The sequence below is a fragment of the Corynebacterium sp. HMSC065H09 genome (genome assembly GCF_001812845.1).
Lineage (GTDB): Bacteria > Actinomycetota > Actinomycetes > Mycobacteriales > Mycobacteriaceae > Corynebacterium > Corynebacterium jeikeium_D.
Genome location: NZ_KV810585.1, coordinates 253,096 through 269,147, shown reverse-complemented (window position 1 = coordinate 269,147; position 16,052 = coordinate 253,096). Strand labels below are relative to the sequence as shown.

The 16,052-nt window shown below is 59.6% G+C and carries 15 protein-coding genes and 1 pseudogene; 3 read left to right on the top strand and 13 right to left on the bottom strand.

What is annotated here, in order from left to right; all coding sequences use genetic code 11:
• The first annotated feature begins 14 nt into the window (after nucleotides 1-14).
• On the top strand, nucleotides 15-1,001 hold the full coding sequence (gene truB / locus HMPREF2878_RS05115; RefSeq protein WP_016422592.1) for a tRNA pseudouridine(55) synthase TruB: 987 nt from the start codon (nucleotides 15-17) through the stop codon (nucleotides 999-1,001).
• A gap of 16 nt (nucleotides 1,002-1,017) precedes the next feature.
• On the opposite strand, the gene HMPREF2878_RS05110 is transcribed toward truB, so the two are convergent.
• From HMPREF2878_RS05110 to rimP, 9 genes are all read right to left on the bottom strand, one after another.
• Complete coding sequence (locus HMPREF2878_RS05110) at nucleotides 1,018-1,731, bottom strand: 4'-phosphopantetheinyl transferase family protein (protein ID WP_049170823.1); 714 nt, start codon at nucleotides 1,729-1,731, stop codon at nucleotides 1,018-1,020.
• Nucleotides 1,710-3,086 carry an MATE family efflux transporter gene (locus tag HMPREF2878_RS05105; protein WP_080969546.1) on the bottom strand — a complete coding sequence of 459 codons (1,377 nt, stop codon included), beginning with the start codon at nucleotides 3,084-3,086 and terminating at the stop codon, nucleotides 1,710-1,712. Before HMPREF2878_RS05105 ends, HMPREF2878_RS05110 begins: the two co-directional genes overlap by 22 nt.
• 4 nt (nucleotides 3,087-3,090) lie before the next feature.
• Complete coding sequence (locus HMPREF2878_RS05100; protein WP_049170820.1) at nucleotides 3,091-4,152, bottom strand: DHH family phosphoesterase; 1,062 nt, start codon at nucleotides 4,150-4,152, stop codon at nucleotides 3,091-3,093.
• Nucleotides 4,153-4,194: 42 nt separating this feature from the next.
• The gene (rbfA, locus tag HMPREF2878_RS05095; protein WP_016422588.1) at nucleotides 4,195-4,626 is read right to left on the bottom strand and encodes a 30S ribosome-binding factor RbfA; all 432 of its coding nucleotides are present in this window, start codon (nucleotides 4,624-4,626) and stop codon (nucleotides 4,195-4,197) included.
• Nucleotides 4,627-4,987: 361 nt separating this feature from the next.
• On the bottom strand, nucleotides 4,988-5,716 hold the full coding sequence (locus HMPREF2878_RS05090) for a hypothetical protein (RefSeq protein ID WP_048733528.1): 729 nt from the start codon (nucleotides 5,714-5,716) through the stop codon (nucleotides 4,988-4,990).
• Nucleotides 5,717-5,736: 20 nt separating this feature from the next.
• Complete coding sequence (gene infB / locus HMPREF2878_RS05085) at nucleotides 5,737-8,445, bottom strand: translation initiation factor IF-2 (protein ID WP_070652946.1); 2,709 nt, start codon at nucleotides 8,443-8,445, stop codon at nucleotides 5,737-5,739.
• 129 nt (nucleotides 8,446-8,574) lie between these two features.
• Nucleotides 8,575-8,967 carry a YlxR family protein gene (locus HMPREF2878_RS05080; protein ID WP_016422585.1) on the bottom strand — a complete coding sequence of 131 codons (393 nt, stop codon included), beginning with the start codon at nucleotides 8,965-8,967 and terminating at the stop codon, nucleotides 8,575-8,577.
• Nucleotides 8,968-9,138: 171 nt separating this feature from the next.
• The gene (nusA, locus tag HMPREF2878_RS05075) at nucleotides 9,139-10,125 is read right to left on the bottom strand and encodes a transcription termination factor NusA (RefSeq protein WP_016422584.1); all 987 of its coding nucleotides are present in this window, start codon (nucleotides 10,123-10,125) and stop codon (nucleotides 9,139-9,141) included.
• Nucleotides 10,122-10,694, bottom strand: coding sequence for a ribosome maturation factor RimP (rimP, locus tag HMPREF2878_RS05070; protein WP_016422583.1), 573 nt, complete (start codon nucleotides 10,692-10,694; stop codon nucleotides 10,122-10,124). Before rimP ends, nusA begins: the two co-directional genes overlap by 4 nt.
• Nucleotides 10,695-10,795: 101 nt before the next feature.
• On the opposite strand from rimP, the gene HMPREF2878_RS05065 reads away from it, so the two are divergent.
• On the top strand, nucleotides 10,796-11,761 hold the full coding sequence (locus tag HMPREF2878_RS05065; protein ID WP_049189652.1) for a DUF4439 domain-containing protein: 966 nt from the start codon (nucleotides 10,796-10,798) through the stop codon (nucleotides 11,759-11,761).
• Here HMPREF2878_RS05065 and HMPREF2878_RS05060 read toward each other — a convergent pair.
• The gene (locus tag HMPREF2878_RS05060) at nucleotides 11,758-13,530 is read right to left on the bottom strand and encodes a proline--tRNA ligase (protein WP_016422581.1); all 1,773 of its coding nucleotides are present in this window, start codon (nucleotides 13,528-13,530) and stop codon (nucleotides 11,758-11,760) included. The genes HMPREF2878_RS05065 and HMPREF2878_RS05060 overlap by 4 nt on opposite strands.
• A 60-nt stretch (nucleotides 13,531-13,590) precedes the next feature.
• Between HMPREF2878_RS05060 and HMPREF2878_RS05055 the strand changes: the two genes are divergently transcribed.
• Entirely contained in the window at nucleotides 13,591-14,328 is a 738-nt protein-coding gene (locus tag HMPREF2878_RS05055; protein ID WP_042389272.1) for a YaaA family protein, read from the top strand.
• On the opposite strand, the gene HMPREF2878_RS05050 is transcribed toward HMPREF2878_RS05055, so the two are convergent.
• The 3 genes and pseudogenes from HMPREF2878_RS05050 to HMPREF2878_RS05040 form a co-directional block, all read right to left on the bottom strand.
• On the bottom strand, nucleotides 14,325-14,606 hold the full coding sequence (locus tag HMPREF2878_RS05050) for a hypothetical protein (RefSeq protein ID WP_016422579.1): 282 nt from the start codon (nucleotides 14,604-14,606) through the stop codon (nucleotides 14,325-14,327). The genes HMPREF2878_RS05055 and HMPREF2878_RS05050 overlap by 4 nt on opposite strands.
• A complete protein-coding gene (gene cobA, locus HMPREF2878_RS05045) occupies nucleotides 14,599-15,690 on the bottom strand; it encodes a uroporphyrinogen-III C-methyltransferase (RefSeq protein ID WP_049170808.1) in 1,092 nt (363 codons plus the stop codon). Before cobA ends, HMPREF2878_RS05050 begins: the two co-directional genes overlap by 8 nt.
• Nucleotides 15,691-15,700: 10 nt before the next feature.
• Nucleotides 15,701-16,052 (bottom strand): annotated as a pseudogene (locus HMPREF2878_RS05040) (cobyrinate a,c-diamide synthase); the annotation flags it as partial.

The window sequence follows — 16,052 nt, the reverse complement described above, 5'->3', positions numbered from 1 at the left end:
ATAGGATTGCGTCTATGACCGACTTCGATCCGATTGCAGACTCCGGCATTGTCATCGTCGACAAGCCCCAAGGCTGGACAAGCCACGATGTAGTGGGCAAACTCCGTCGCATCTTCCGCACCAAGAAGGTCGGCCACTCCGGTACCCTCGACCCAATGGCCACCGGTGTGCTCGTCCTCGGCATCGGCCGCGGCACCCGTTTCCTGCCACATGTCCACGCCGACACGAAGTCCTACCAAGCCACCATTCGACTCGGCGCTGCCACGCTTACCGACGACGCCGAAGGCGAGTTGCTCTCCGAATCCTCGGCGGCATCGGTGACTGATGAAATGGTTCGAGCGGAAATTGCGAAGTTCACCGGCACAATCATGCAAAAACCCGCGGCGGTATCAGCGGTGAAGATTGACGGTGTCCGCGCCTACGAGCGCATCCGCCGTGGTGAGAAGGTCGATATCCCTGCGCGCCCAGTGACGATCACCCGCTATGAGGTTCTGGACATCCGCCACGACTCCGATCCTTCGCGCCCCGGGGAGTGCATCGATATCGACGTGGAGGTCGACTGCTCTGCCGGCACTTTCATCCGCGCCCTAGCTCGTGACTTGGGGGATGCACTGAGAGTCGGTGGTCATCTCACTGCTCTGCGGCGTACTGCCGCCGGCGTTTTCACTATTGATGAGGCGTTGACTATCGACGAGCTCACGGCGAAGGCCGAGCAGTTCGACACCGCCCATCCAGAAATTGCGGAGATGCGACGCCCAGTCCCGGAGCGCGCCGCTTCCTTGCTGCCGATGAGTCTGGACGAGGCCTGCCTGCGTTGCTTTGATACCCGCGAAATTACTGAACAGCAGGCGGCTGATTTGGCTCAGGGCAAGTGGCTGGAGCCGATCGGAAAACCTGGAGTCTATGCGGCGGTGTCACCAACGGGAAAGGTTCCGGCGCTGCTCACAGAATCTGGCAAACGGGCTAAGACGGTCTTCGTGGTGCGCCCGGCCACGCTGTGACTACCTCTCAAGGATTTTAAGACTGCTCGAGCCACACCGCGGTTGCAACGATGCCTGCACCGCGAGCCCAGAAGCCTTTTACTCCGCAGAAGGCGTCGGGAATCTCACGGTGAAACGTTAGCTGTAAAGGTCCGCCTGTGAGTCCTCGGGAAAAACCTCGCGCTGCTATCCGTTTCTTTCGCAGTTGGACGGAGACTTCGTCGAAGTCTAGCCACTGCCCGACTATCGGCTCCCAGAGTTTGTACATTGATTCCTTGGCGCTAAATTGCACCAGCGGGTCAAGGCGTGCTTCGTCAGTGCGCAAGACTGCCTCGATGATTCCTAACTCTAGAGTCTGCTCGACCTCGACATCGATGCCAATCCCCTGCAGCTGTTCAGCGCTCGCGGACACGGCTGCCACGGCCCCGTCGCAATGGCTAATTGACCCCACGACTCCTCGCGGCCACAGCGGCGCTCCGGTGGTCGACATGCCAATCCCATGTGGGGCAGGCTCTCCTAGCCGTTGCACCGCCTCATGCGCAGCGAGGCGCCCTCGGGTGAAATCACGGATTCGAACAGGTGCTGCACTATCAGACAGCCTCAACTCAGCGCTACGGAGCTGCTGCAATTCCGCATCACTAAACGGACGCTCGGCATTGGAGTCAATAACTAGCCGGCTACCGGCGGGCAAATGCCTGGCCAGATACTCCTGGACGTCGGCAAGCACACTCATGCGCTGATGCCGTACCATTTCTCTCCACGGAAACGGGTAGCGACAAAGATTAGTCGCAGAATCATGAAGGCCAAGAGACCGCACCACACGCCGGTCAGCCCCCAGCCAAATGCCTGCGCCAGCCAGACCGGTGGGAGGAATCCGCACAGGACCGCGCTAACGGTGGCGTTACGGAGGAAGGCTGCGTCGCCGGCGCCGAGCAACACGCCATCGAGCGCGAAGACGACACCGCCGATAGGAATCATTGCGACAAGAATCCACCATGGTCCGGCGGTGACTGCGTCAATCACGCCTGTTGCGTCGGTAAAAATGCGGACGATGCTGGCATTACCTACTGCGAAAACAGCCGCTAGGCCGAGGGCAATGACGCTTGACCAGACCGTCACGCGCTTGCCAGTCCAGCGGGCAACGGCCGTGGAGCTACCGCCCAACGCTGCACCGACGAGCGTCTGTGCAGCAATCGCTAGCGAGTCGAGCACCAACGAAATCAGGTTCCACAGTTGCAGCATGACCTGGTGCCCACCGAGCGTGGTCGGCCCAACGCGGCCAGCAACCGCTGCGGCGGAGAGGAACGCTACCTGGAAGGACAAGGAGCGAACGATGAGATCGCGGCCGAGGACCAGCTGGCTTTTGATAATGGCGCCATTCGGGCGCATGGAAAGCTTGCGGCTAGAGCACTCTTTGAAAAGACTGCGGAGGAACAGTCCGCCGGTAATCAATTCGCCGAAGAGAACGGCCAGCGCAGAGCCCTCGAGGCCGAAGGCGCGGACCAGCGGCACAATCACAATGGCGGCCGGAACAAGGCCTGAGAGCACAAATAGCAGCGGCGCGCGGGTGTTTTGGATACCGCGCAACCAACCATTTCCAGCCTGCGCAATCAACGTCAGCGGAATGGCGAAGGCAGCAACTCGCAACCACTGCCCGGCATCATGAGCGACCTCCGGATGAGGAGCTAACCAACCGGTAAATACTGGTGCCAACCCCACGATGATGGCAAAGAGGCTAAGGCCCACAAAGATGGCGACCCACGTCGCTTGCAATCCCTCTTCAACCGCCTCGTCCACGTTGCCCCTGCCAAAGGCTCGCGCTGATCGGGCGGTCGTGCCGTAAGCCAAGAAAGTGAGCTGCGTAGTTACCACGGAAAATACCGTCGAACCAGCGGCAAGCGCCGCAAGCTGGACAGCTCCAAGCCGACCAATGACAGCCGTATCCAGCAGCACATAGAGTGCGGGCGCGGCAAGAACACCCAACGCTGGCAGCGCCAGCGAAACGATTGCGCGAAGGCTGACATCTGACTTCGCACTGTGCCCGGTTCGCTCTATGCCAGTTTGCTCAATCTCAGTGCGCTCCTGAGTTTCTCGCGAGTCCGACAATCCCCTAGGCCTCGCTCGTGCCTCGGCGTGCCTGGGCTGCGACATCGCTGGTGTCCAGGATGGCCTGCAGCAGCTCATCCTTGCTGCACTCCCGAGTCAGACCGGCGGCACGCTCGTGGCCACCGCCGCCAATTTCCAGGGCGACCTGGGAGACATCGACAAGCTCGCGAGAACGCAGCGAGACGGCCCACTGGTTTGGCTCATACTCCTTAAGCACGGCACAGACGTCGGCCGCATTAGTCGTACGCACAATGTCCACGACCGATTCAATCTCATCGTGGCCAACTTCGGCGGTCTGGTCGTGCTCAATGACGACGTGGATTAGGCCAGCGCCGTCGCCCCACTCGGGCACCAATGTCGCGGTGGAAAGCACCTTGCCCAGGAATGGAAGGTAGGCAAACGGATGTTCTTCCAGCAGCTGTGCACCAATCGTGCGCGGATTGAGCCCCTTATCCAGCAGGCGCGCCGCTGCAGTGTGCATGCGGGAATGGCCGAACTGGAACGATGCGGTGTCCGTCAACAGCCCTGCATAGAGAGCATGAGCCATCGGCGTGGTCAGCTTGATACCCCAGACACCAAAGAAGTCCAGGAGCACCATGGTCGAGGACTCTGCGCGTTCGTCAACCATGTTGACGGACCCAAAGCGAGTGTTGGTCGCGTGATGGTCAACATTGATAACGCGGTCGGAGGCCATCACGCGATCTTCCAGCGCACCGAGGCGCCCCGGGCTTGCGCAGTCGACAGTCACCCACGTGTCAATGTCTTCATCCAAGTCCGTGTACTCGACAAATCGCTCCCATCCGGGGATGGTCAACAGCGACTTGGCTGGCAAATCGCTCTCACCGTAGCTGGCTACAGCCGAAATGCCACGCTGTACAAGTGCCATGACCATCGCAGATGCAGCACCAATCGCATCCGCATCGGGGTGAACATGGGCAATGACGCCGACCTTCTTGGCGTCGGCAAGCATATCCTGCATCTGCTGAATCGGCTTGGACATGCGGCGATTAATCGCCTGGGAAAGCTGGTGAGCTGCCTGCTCCTGAGCCTGCGGAGAAGTGGTCACGTGGGTGCCCCTTTCATCGATAGATGTGGCCGGTGGAGAGTTTTACTCCTCGTCGCGGTATGGGTTGGCATCGCCTGCGGGCTTTGCGTTTCTAGCCTGCTCAGCCAATTCCGCGTCGCGCGCGCGAGTCTTATCGAGCAGCTCCTCAAGGTGCGCGGAAATCTCCGGCACCGTGTCAACCTCAAAAGCCAGCGTCGGTGTGTAGCGCACACCGGTGCCACGACCGACCAGGGAACGTAGCTGCCCCTTCGCCTTTTCCAGCGCTGCTGCTGCCGACTCGTAGTCCGGTTCCTCGTCGAGCGTACGTCCGCGCACAGTGTAGAAAACTGTGGCGTCGTGCAAATCGCCGGTGACGCGGCAGTCGGTGATAGTCACAAACTCCAGCCGCCGGTCCTTAATCTCACGCTCAATTGCGCTGGCGACAATCTCCTGAATACGCTTGGACAGCCTGCGCGCGCGTGCTGGATCTGCCATTTTTGGCTACTCCCTATCTATCTCTACCTGTGCGTAACGATTCGTAGCTAGACCCCATTTAGCGTGGGGCCTGAAGTGCCCCTTCGCTGACAAAGACCCATTTGGGATCCGGCAAAACGGTTCAATACAAAGGACTGCTAATACTAACACGCAAAACACTACTCAACTTCGAACCGCATGTTTCGCGACTTCGCCCGCACCCGTTTACCGAGTGCAGTCAATTGCTTCGCCGCACGCTCGCCCTTTGTTATTAACCCATTAATCATCACGACAACACTGCCACCACCATCGATGTCATCGACGGCATGGGGAGTCGCTACTACGGAATTGCGCAGCTGAAACGCAGCCTACCCGTACGCTCTTAACGGCGCTCCACGAAGTTGTACATCGGTAACCCATTAACATGGGAGCAGTCAGGCAGTGAATCCATCACACTATCCTGCAATGGTGTTTCTCCCTCGATGCCGAAAATCCATTTAACCGCAGCATTACCTAGCTCCAGCGGATGGAAAAGGTAACTTACCTCACCATTTTTATCCTTGGGCGCCACACTGCCATGGGTTTGTTCCCATTCAGCCACATCCGTCGGATGTAGTACCTCGACGTGTTCACCGTTAGCGAACGGTACCTCAAAATCCAACAGTCGTCCAGAGCTGAAAAACCGCTGCATGTCAAAATCATAGTCTTCGCAGCTTGCTTCTAATTCCCTGGTAGGAGTCTTATAGTGGCAGAAATCGACAACACTATTGATGCACAGTGACCAACTTTCGCGAGGATCGTTCGCCAACGCTGGGTCCTCAATAAGGTCGTATACGTCGTCGGTCCCGAAAAGCAGCGTTGGCCCAAACGCTACCGCGTGGAAGTACCAATTATGACCATCCTCAATGGTTTCTTCGGAATCAAAGGCGAATTTCCCTGGCCAAATCTTGTCCAATTGCGCAAGAGTCTCCTCTGCGCTCGCAGGAGGATAATTCAAAATATTCGTTCGCGGCAGTTCATCTGAGAGTGCAAAGAGATTAGTTTTGAAGCCCATAACGAACACGATACGCAAAAAGGCGCTCCCCGAAGGGAGCGCCTTATCAAAGTTCACGCAGTGTTTAGCTTACGTTGCTACGTGCGCGGAACCTCGACCATCTCGTAGACCTCGATAACGTCGTCCACCTGGATGTCCGGGTAAGACAGCACCATACCGCACTCGTAACCGGCTGCGACCTCGGTAGCATCGTCCTTCTCTCGCTTCAGCGACTCGATAGTCGCCGAATCCGTAATGACGTTGCCGTCACGAACCAGGCGAGCCTTCGCGTTGCGGCGGACCTTGCCGGACTCGACCATACAGCCGGCGATGAGGCCAACTGCGGAGGACTTGAAGATGGCGCGAATCTCTGCACGACCAATCTCCTTCTCCTCGTAGACCGGCTTGAGCATGCCCTTCAGAGCAGCCTCAACATCCTCGATAGCACGGTAAATCACCGTGTAGTAGCGGATGTCAACGCCCTCAGCGTTGGCAACCTCTGTGGCCTTACCCTCGGAGCGAACGTTGAAGCCGATGATGACGGCGTCAGACGCAGCAGCCAGCGTGACGTTGGTCTGAGTAACAGCACCGACACCACGGTCGATGATGTTCAGTGCGACCTCGTCGTCGACCTCGATCTTGAGCAGGGCTTCTTCCAGTGCCTCGACGGTACCGGCGTTGTCGCCCTTCAGGATCAGGTTGAGGGTGTTGGTCTCCTTCAGGATCTCGTCCAGGTTCTCCAGGGAGACGCGCTTGCGACGACGTGCTTGCAGCGCATTACGACGACGTGCGTCGCGGCGGTCTGCAATCTGGCGGGCCGTACGATCCTCGTCAACAACCAGGAGGTTGTCACCAGCACCCGGTACGGAGGTCAGGCCGAGCACCTGAACCGGACAGGAAGGACCGGCCTCATCGACGTCGTTGCCGTACTCATCGACCATGCGGCGAACACGACCATATGCGTCACCGACAACGATGGAATCACCGACGCGCAACGTACCGCGCTGAACGATAACGGTTGCCACCGGACCACGGCCACGGTCAAGGTGAGCCTCAATGGCGACACCCTGAGCGTCCATATCCGGATTGGCGCGCAGATCCAGCGAAGCATCGGCAGTCAACAGCACTGCTTCGAGAAGCTGATCGATGTTGAGACCTTGCTTAGCGGAGATATCGACGAACATAGTGTCGCCGCCCCACTCTTCGTCAGTGAGACCGTATTCAGTCAGCTGACCACGAATTTTCTGCGGATCTGCAGTTTCTTTATCAATCTTGTTGACTGCAACGACAATCGGCACATCAGCGGCCTTGGCGTGGTTAATAGCCTCAACCGTCTGCGGCATGACGCCGTCATCAGCTGCAACAACCAGAATCGCGATATCGGTCGACTTGGCACCACGAGCACGCATGGCGGTAAACGCCTCGTGACCCGGGGTATCCAAGAAGGTAACCTTGCGCTTCTCACCGTCGAGCTCCACCGGCACCTGGTAGGCACCGATGTGCTGGGTAATACCACCGGACTCGTGGCCACCGACGTTGGCCTTACGAATCGTGTCCAACAGGCGCGTCTTACCGTGGTCGACGTGACCCATCACAGTTACCACTGGCGGGCGCTGCTCCAGGTCCTCATCGTCGCCCTCGTCCTCACCGAACTGGAGGTCGAAGGACTCGAGGAGCTCGCGGTCCTCATCCTCAGGCGAGACGACCTGGACCTTGTAATCCATCTCGTCGCCGAGCAGCTGCAGGGTCTCGTCGGAGACCGATGCAGTTGCCGTCACCATTTCGCCGAGGTTGAACAACGCCTGGACCAGCGATGCTGCATCGGCGTTAATCTTCTCAGCGAAGTCAGACAGGGATGCACCACGTGCGAGGCGAATGGTCGTGCCCTTACCGTTGGGCAGCTTAACGCCGCCTACCACGGATGGTGCCTGCATTGCCTCGTACTCGTTGCGCTTCTGACGCTTCGACTTACGTCCGCGACGCGGGGCGCCTCCTGGTCGCCCGAATGCACCTGCAGTTCCACCGCGACGTCCGCCGCGACCACCGCGCGGTCCGCCACCCGGGCCACCCGGGCCGCGACCACGGCCGCCGAAGCCACCGCCACCGCCACCGCGGCTTGCCTTTGCAGGCATCTGCCCCGGGTTCGGGTGCGAAGGCATCATTGCCGGAGTCGGACGATTGCCGCTCGGCTTATTACCGCGGCCCTGTCCACCCTGCGGGCGAGGGCCACCCTGGCGTGCTCCCGGTTTCGGGCCCGGACGGCCGTTTCCACCCTGCGGGCGAGGGCCACCCTGGCGTGCTCCCGGCTTCGGGCCCGGACGGCCGTTTCCACCCTGCGGACGCGGCATGTTGGACGGCCGCGGTGCCGGACGGGAGGATCCGCCGGTCGAGAATGGGTTGTTCGCCACACGCGGTGCGCGTGCGCCTGGCTTCGGCCCTGGCTTCGGGCCAGCAGGCTTCGGCGGGCGTGGCATTTCTTGTCCCGGCTTCGGCGAACGGGACGGTGCAGCTGGCTTGGCACCCGGCTTTGCCGCCGCTGGTGCAGCAGGCTTAGCGCCTGGTTTTGCAGCTGGCTTGGCACCCGACTTAGCAGCAGCCTTGGTAGTTGGGGCCTGGGCAGACGCGTCAGCACCTGCGCCAGCATTCTTCTCTTCGTAGACCTTCTTCATCTTCCTGACGACGGGTGGTTCCACCGTCGAAGAAGCGGTCTTAACAAACTCGCCCTGAGCCTTCAGCTCGGCGAGTAGTTCTTTGCTGGTGACCCCGAGCTGCTTAGCGAGCTCATGGACACGTAGCTTTCCGGACACTGCTCTCCTCACTAGTGGGGGCCGAGCAGCGCCCGATGGCGGATTTGTCCGCGCACCGAGAGCGCCTGCAGGGCTCCCTCTTATCTATTGCCGTTCATCGCTGATGCTTCATCGTGTGCTCATCAGTGTTCAGGTCTTTCTGTTGTCATTTTTCCTGCCTCCCTGCTTAGCGACACGCACATCGTCAGCGGGGGCGAAACCCTCCGCCGCTTCGTAGTGCGTGGCGATAAACTGTTTAACCGGAAACGCATCTACCTGCGTAGATACCTTCAGTGCGCGGCCAAATGCACGGCGCTTGTCGGCGATCTCCCAAGCCTTTAGTGTTGGGGTGATCCAGGCACCTCGCCCCTGCATCCGACGATGCGGATCAGCAACGACGGCTACTGAGCCATCTGAACGGGTGGTGGCGACAATGCGTAGCAGCTCCGAGCAATTGTGGCGCTGCTTAGTTGCAATACAGGTACGTGTGGGTGCAGGCGTATGAGTTGTCGAATTCGGGTTTAGCACCCGCGAAGTCGTCATACTCCTGACGCACCCACCTTCCTGCTAAGAAATTCAGCGCGAAAATTCGCATAGGAAAATCACGCCTTGTCGTTTGGCCACCTCCCAGCATAACCCGAAAAGGCGGAAAAGTGCCAACCCCCTAGGCACTTTCCCGCCACTTTCGCAACCGCTGGGACGCTGACGTTGTGTCTACTCCGCGTCGGAGTGGATATCGATTCGCCAGCCGGTCAGACGAGCCGCCAGACGGGCATTCTGTCCCTCCTTGCCGATAGCAAGAGAGAGCTGGTAGTCGGGCACCACAACGTGTGCACGGCGCTCGTCCATGTCCAGAATCTTGACACTAACTACCTTGGCGGGCGCCAGCGAGTTACCAACGAACTTCGCCGGATCCTCGTCGTAGTCGATGATGTCAATCTTCTCGCCCTTGAGCTCATTCATAATCGAGTTCACACGCTGACCGCGGGGCCCAATGCAGGCGCCCTTAGCGTTGAGGCCCTTGACCGTGGGGCGTACAGCAACCTTGGTGCGGTGACCGGCCTCGCGCGCAATGGAAATCAATTCCACTGCCCCATCGGCAACTTCCGGAACTTCAAGTTCGAAGAGCTTACGAATGAGCTCCGGATGCGTGCGTGACAGGTGAATCGCAACACCGCGCGGTGTCTTGTTCACACCGACGACGTAGCACTTGATGCGGTCACCGTGCTTGAGTTCCTCACCTGGCAGCTGCTCAGCCGGCATCAGAATACCGTCTCGGCCGTTGGCCTCCGAACCGATGTGGACGACGACAATGCCCTTTTCATTGGCATAGACATCGCGCTGGACCACGCCGGAAATGACCTGATTAGACAGGTCTGCGTATTCGTCGAGAACCTTATCGCTCTCCGCATCCCGCAGACGCGAAAGGATGGTCTGACGAACAGCGAATGCAGCGGTACGCTCGAAGTCCTCCGGAGTGTCGTCCCATTCGGAGATGAGATTGCCCTCGTCGTCTCGCTCCTGGGCAAAGACTATGACGTCACCGGTCTCACGGTCGATTTCGACGCGCGCATACTGTGCCGGTGCGGTGGTGTTACGGTAGCTTTCACGCAATGCTCGGGCGACCAGTCCCAGCATTTCGTCGACAGGAATACCCTTTTCCTTTTCCAAGGTTCGCAGGGCAGCTAGTTCAATCTTCACTTGTTATCCTCCAGCCTGGTCAAGGCATCGTCATAGTCTAGTCCCGCAAAATCCTTCTCGGCTGCGGGCGGATTAGAGAATTCAACTTGTACCACTGCACGGGCCACATTGGTTAATTGGACACGCTGGCCAACAGCCTTCAAACGTCCCTTTGGCCCCTTAGAGGTAACGAGAATGATGGATTCTTCATCCGGCGACAGCGCACCAATGCGGGCTGCAATCGCGGAACCGTCGGCAAGCGAAATCTCCGCAATACGACCACGGTTACGACGCCAGTGCCGAGGCTGGGTCAGCGGTGCGTCAATACCAGGAGTGGAAACTTCCAAGGTGTAGCCCTGAGCGCCGAAGTCCGCTTCACCACGTGCCTCCGCGGCATCCAGAGCCGAAGATACTTCATACGTGGCCTGTTCCAGAACATCGAGGTCAGGACGCTCATCTGCGTCAACTAACACAATGACCTGTGACTTTGCGCCGGCGCGAACGACCTTGACATCTTCCACATCCAGGCCGATTTGTGCGAGCGCCGGGCTCACAAACTGTTCAATTTTCTCGGGTGCGGGTATCGCCATAGTCGTAGAGTCTACAGGTCAAGTACTAGGAATTGCGCACCTGGGCGCTTTCCACATACCGCATTGACACAAAGTGCCGCCCGCCGTGGCACCATAGTGAGGTGATTGTTGAACCTCCCTCCCCCAGTTTTGCTTCCGCATCGCATCGCACTCGTACTCTCTCGCGCCGTGGCTTCCTCGCTGCTGCCCTCGCCGTGGGATCACTTCCTGCGCTTTCCGCGTGCTCGCATCTGGTGGCACCGCGCCCCGATTACGCCATTGAGGTTCTCCATGCGCTGGCGGCGCGCGATGCACAGTCGCTTAGCGACGCCAATCCTGACCTCGCAGCGGTGCGCTCCGCGCAGGTTACCGAACTGGATAAGGAAATCACACGCGCCTGCGGCACCCACAAGGACGGTAAACCTGTCGATGAATGTGGCTCGGACGTAGCAGTCCCAGGATCCCTGGTTACCGGTTCCGACGCGAAGCTACTGCTCACGGACTCGCGAAACAATCCCGTACTGACGAATGCCCTGGATTCACGCACTGCATTGCGGGAGGAGCACACTGCGCGCCTCGCCACGGCTGTCGATGGCGGTATCGTCCTCGCTCTGCGTGTTGCGGGCGCTGAGTGGGAGGAGCTTGTCCCATTGATTCCCAGTGACAGGGATGAAATCTCGGGTGCCGAAGAACAGATGACTAAGGCACTGCAAGCCGAATACATGATGATTTACGGTGTCGGCGTAGCCGCACCACGTGTCGGAGGCGATACCACTACTGCACTTTTGGCCCGTGGCGAGCGCCACCGAATTTTGCGCGATCGTGCCCGACTAATTTTGGAGGATTCCGACGTTGAGGTGCCGGAGAGCGCACCTGGCTATATGCCGGAAGGCGCTCCTTCGCCAGATACGGCACCCGTCGATTACATGATTGCATTGGAGCGCTATTGTGCCCAGGCGTGGGAAGACGTATTGCTCGCTGCTAATAACCCTCGGATGCGTATGTTCGCGCTGCAGGCAGCTGGCGTGGCTGCCGCCGGAGCGGCAGCGCTAGGTGGCAACAACTTGGAGCCGTTGCCCGGGCTCTAAGCCTTGCGAACCAGCTCCGCGACGTGAGCTGCAATGCCGTCAGCGGCGACCTCGTCGGTCTCGTTGGTCAGGCGGTTACGCAGCTCCACCTTGCCGTCCGCGTAGCCACGGCCAAAGATGACCACAAACGGCATACCCAGCAGCTCGGCGTCCTTGAACTTCACACCGGGGCTGACCTTCGGACGGTCGTCGAAAAGCACCTCAATGCCCTGCTGGCTGAGGTCTTCCGCCAGCTGTTCAGCGGCCTCAGCTGCTTCGGCGTTCTTGCCGGCCACAGCGATGTGAACCTTGTACGGTGCCGCGGCAACTGGCCACTTGAGGCCCTTTTCATCCAACTGCTGTTCCGCGAGGACAGCGACCAGGCGGGACACGCCAATGCCGTAGGACCCCATCGTCGGACGAGCACGCTTACCGTTGACATCGAGGATGTCGATTTCAAAGGCGTTGGTGTACTTGCGGCCCAACTGGAAAATGTGACCGATCTCGATTCCGCGCTCGATCTTTAGCGTGCCATGCCCCTCCGGAGCCGGGTCGCCGTCACGCACCTCTGCGACATCGCAAATACCATCAATCTGGAAGTCGCGACCAGCGACCACATCGACGATGTGCTTGCCTTCCTCGTTGGCTCCTGTAATCCAATTTGTGCCCTCCGCCACGCGGGGGTCAGCTAGGACCTTCACACCGCGATCGGCGAGCCCCTGCGGGCCGACGTAGCCCTTGATCAGGAAGTCATTGGCTGCGAAGTCCTTGTCCTCCAGCAAGCGCGCCTCACCCGGTTCAAATGCGACTTCAAGACGCTTTTCATCGACCTCACGGTCACCGGGAACCAGGATTGCGGTGAGCTGTTCCGGCAGGGCGTTGCCCTCCTTATCGACCTTCTTCGGGTCGACGGCGACGAGAACGCACTTCAAAGTATCGGCAGCAGTGACCTCGCGTCCGAGGTCCGCACCATTGGCCCAATCAACAAGTGCTGCGATTGTGGTGCAGTTCGGAGACTCGTAAACCTTCGCCTCCGGTTGTCCCTCAATCGGCTGCGGTTCAACTGCCGGAATCTTCACGGCTTCCACATTGGCGGCGTACTCACCGTCGGTGGAGACTACGAAGGAGTCTTCGCCACTTTCGCTAACAGCCAGGAACTCCTCGGAGGCCGAACCGCCCATAGCGCCGGAGGTGGCGTGGCAGATTTCGTACTTAATGCCCAGCCGGTCAAAAATTCGCTGGTAGGCACCGCGGTGCTGCTGATAAGAATTCTCCAGCCCCTCGTCGTCCATGTCGAAGGAATAAGAGTCCTTCATCACGAACTCGCGGCCACGCAGAATACCAGCGCGCGGGCGAGCCTCGTCGCGGTACTTGGTCTGAATCTGAAACAGCGTCGTCGGGAAATCCTTGTAGGAGCTGAAAAGATCCTTGACAGCCAGCGCGAACATCTCTTCGTGCGTCGGCCCCAGCAGGTAGTCCGCGCCCTTGCGATCCTTCAGACGGAACAGCTCGGGGCCGTATTCGGTCCACCGATTCGTCGCCTCGTACGGTTCACGCGGGAGCAGTGCAGGGAATGCCAGCTCCTGTGCGCCAATGCCTTCCATCTCCTCGCGCACAACCTTCTCTACGTTGCGCAGAACCTTCAAGCCCAGTGGCAGCCAGGAGTACACACCAGGGGCAGTTCGCCGGATGTAGCCGGCACGGACGAGCAGCTTGTGGCTAGGGACCTCGGCGTCAGCTGGATCCTCGCGCAGTGTGCGCAGGAACAGCTGGGACATTCGCGTAATCATGAATGCTGATTTTACCCGTCGATCATTCTTCGCAACATGCGGGGCATTACTATGGTGCCCATGCTCGTAGTCCTACCCCCCTCTGAAACCAAAGCCACTGGTGGCAGCCATCCCGCAGTAGACTTTTCCTCGCTGAGCTTCGGCTCCCTCAACCCCATCCGCGAGCGCATTGCAGCCGATCTCGTGGCGCTAAGTGCGAACAGGGAAGCCGCGATGGAAACACTGAAGCTGGGGCCACGGCTTGCTGACGAAGTCACAGCTAATGCCGCGCTCCTAGAGTCGCCGACCATGCCGGCTCTCGAGCGTTATACCGGGGTGCTCTACGACGCACTCTCCCCCAGCGATTTGCCGGAAACCGGCCGTGCTCGACTCGCCATCGGGTCAGCGCTCTTCGGTGTCATTGGCGGGGACGACCTCATCCCCCACTACCGTCTCTCTGGTACGGTCAAGCTCCCCTTCGCGGATCAGCCTGCCGACGCGGCTCCCACAATGAAGCGCCGTTGGGGTACCGCCATCACCGAGGCTCTCAATGATGTCGACTTCCTCATCGACCTTCGTTCCGGCACCTACGCCAATTTGGGCAAAGTCAAGAGCGCGACAACGATGACCGTGCTCACCGCCGAGGGCAAAATCGTCAGCCACTTCAACAAGCACTACAAGGGCCTATTTGCCCGCGCCATCGCCCTTTCCGACACGACACCGACCTCCCCCACAGAGGCCGTCGACATCGCACGCGCCGCAGGATACGACGTCTCGCTTGACGACGACACCCTCATCTTCCGCGTCCCGGAAAACTAAATGTCGTCGTTGTAGCGCTTTCGGCCTGCCACAATGGCGGCAATCAGAGCGATAATAGCGATGAAAATGCTGTCGTATCGCGATCCTTCTCCGCCGAGGAGAAGGAGTCGGAAGATGATCATGGTTCCGAGGTAGAACACCAGGAAGGTCGCAGCGCCCATCCAGATGGCGCTACGCAGCTGATCGTCGGCAAGCAGTCGGGTAACAAGCCCTGCCTTTTGCTGCTCTGGCTCACGCTTCCTCGACTTGTTGTTGCTCAACTTGTTGTTCTTACTCATCGCCCTCATCCAGACCGGCGACTTCACCGATGACGATAACCGCGGGCGGCTTGATTGCCTCTTCGACCATTTTCTCGCCAAGCTCGCCGAGTGTGCAGCGTAGCGACCTCTGATTCGGCAGCGTGCCGTCCTGGATGACCGCAGCCGGAGTCTTCGGGCTGCGGCCGGCCTTCATCAGAGCCTCGGCAATCTTTGGCCCGTTCTTAACTCCCATAATGATGGCAATAGTGCCGTGCATCCGGCCCAGCGCATCCCAATTGACCAGCGATTTCCTGTGCCCCGGTGGGACGTGACCGGACACAACAGTGAATTCATGGTTGACGCCACGCATAGTAACTGGGATGCCAATCGTCCCCGGTACCGCCAGTGCTGAAGTAATACCCGGCACAACGCGAACCGGTACCCCAGCCTTCTGCAGCTCCTGAAGCTCTTCAAAACCGCGGCCGAAGATGTACGGATCGCCACCCTTGAGCCGGACCACAAAGTAGCCCTCACGGGCACGATGAACTAGCAGTTCATTGATGCGCTCCTGAGCCATGGCGCGGCCGTAAGGAAGCTTGCCGGCATCAATAATCTCGACATCCGGCTCCAAGTCACCGAGCAGCGACAGTGGACCGAGGTGGTCTGCAACGACAACGTCGGCAAGCCGGAGCAAGCGACGCCCCTCAACGGTAATCAGACCGGGGTCGCCCGGGCCACCGCCTACGAGTGCGACCTGACCAGCGAGGTCCCCAGCGCGCGACGCGCGACGGCCGGTCAGCGCCACAGGAGTAAGCGGGCTGGAAGCCCCGGTTTCATCGTCGACGAGAATACCTCGGCGGTGTCCCTCTAGAGTCACCTCACGCAACAACGCCTCGTCACAGCAGACCATGAGAGCCTTGCCCCAGCTCATCGCCTCGGTAAAACCGGTGCGGGTCAAAGTAATACGGCCGTCTGCAGCCCAGGCCTCAATCGCAGTTGTTACTTCCCCACCTTCACACACAGTGACATCAGCGCCAGAGTCCAACAGCCGAGGAATCACGCGCTCTGCAGCCGTGGAACCGCCAATCACCAACACACCGTAGTCTTTGAGAAGCAAACTCATAGCTAACACTTTACCCGGCGCACGAAGCGACAAAGCGACTGACGTTCCCCGGCGCACCCGCCGGATGAACATGCAGGTAACCGGCATGAATCCGCCCAGACTCGGAAACGAAGCCGTCGCGAACTGTTTCGCCTTGATATCCACGCCAACCCCAGGCTGGTTGCCACCCGGCCGCAGCAGCGACACTTGCGGTGTCATCGGTTAGGGCTGTCTTGTGGAACTCGTGACCGCGCACGCGCGTTCCTACCGGGCACAGCACAGAATCAGTCAGCGCCACAGCCTCCCGGTACCCCAGCTTCAACCGTGCCATGTGCGCTCGCCCCGGGATGATGCCACACATACGGCGCCCACCGAGATCTTCA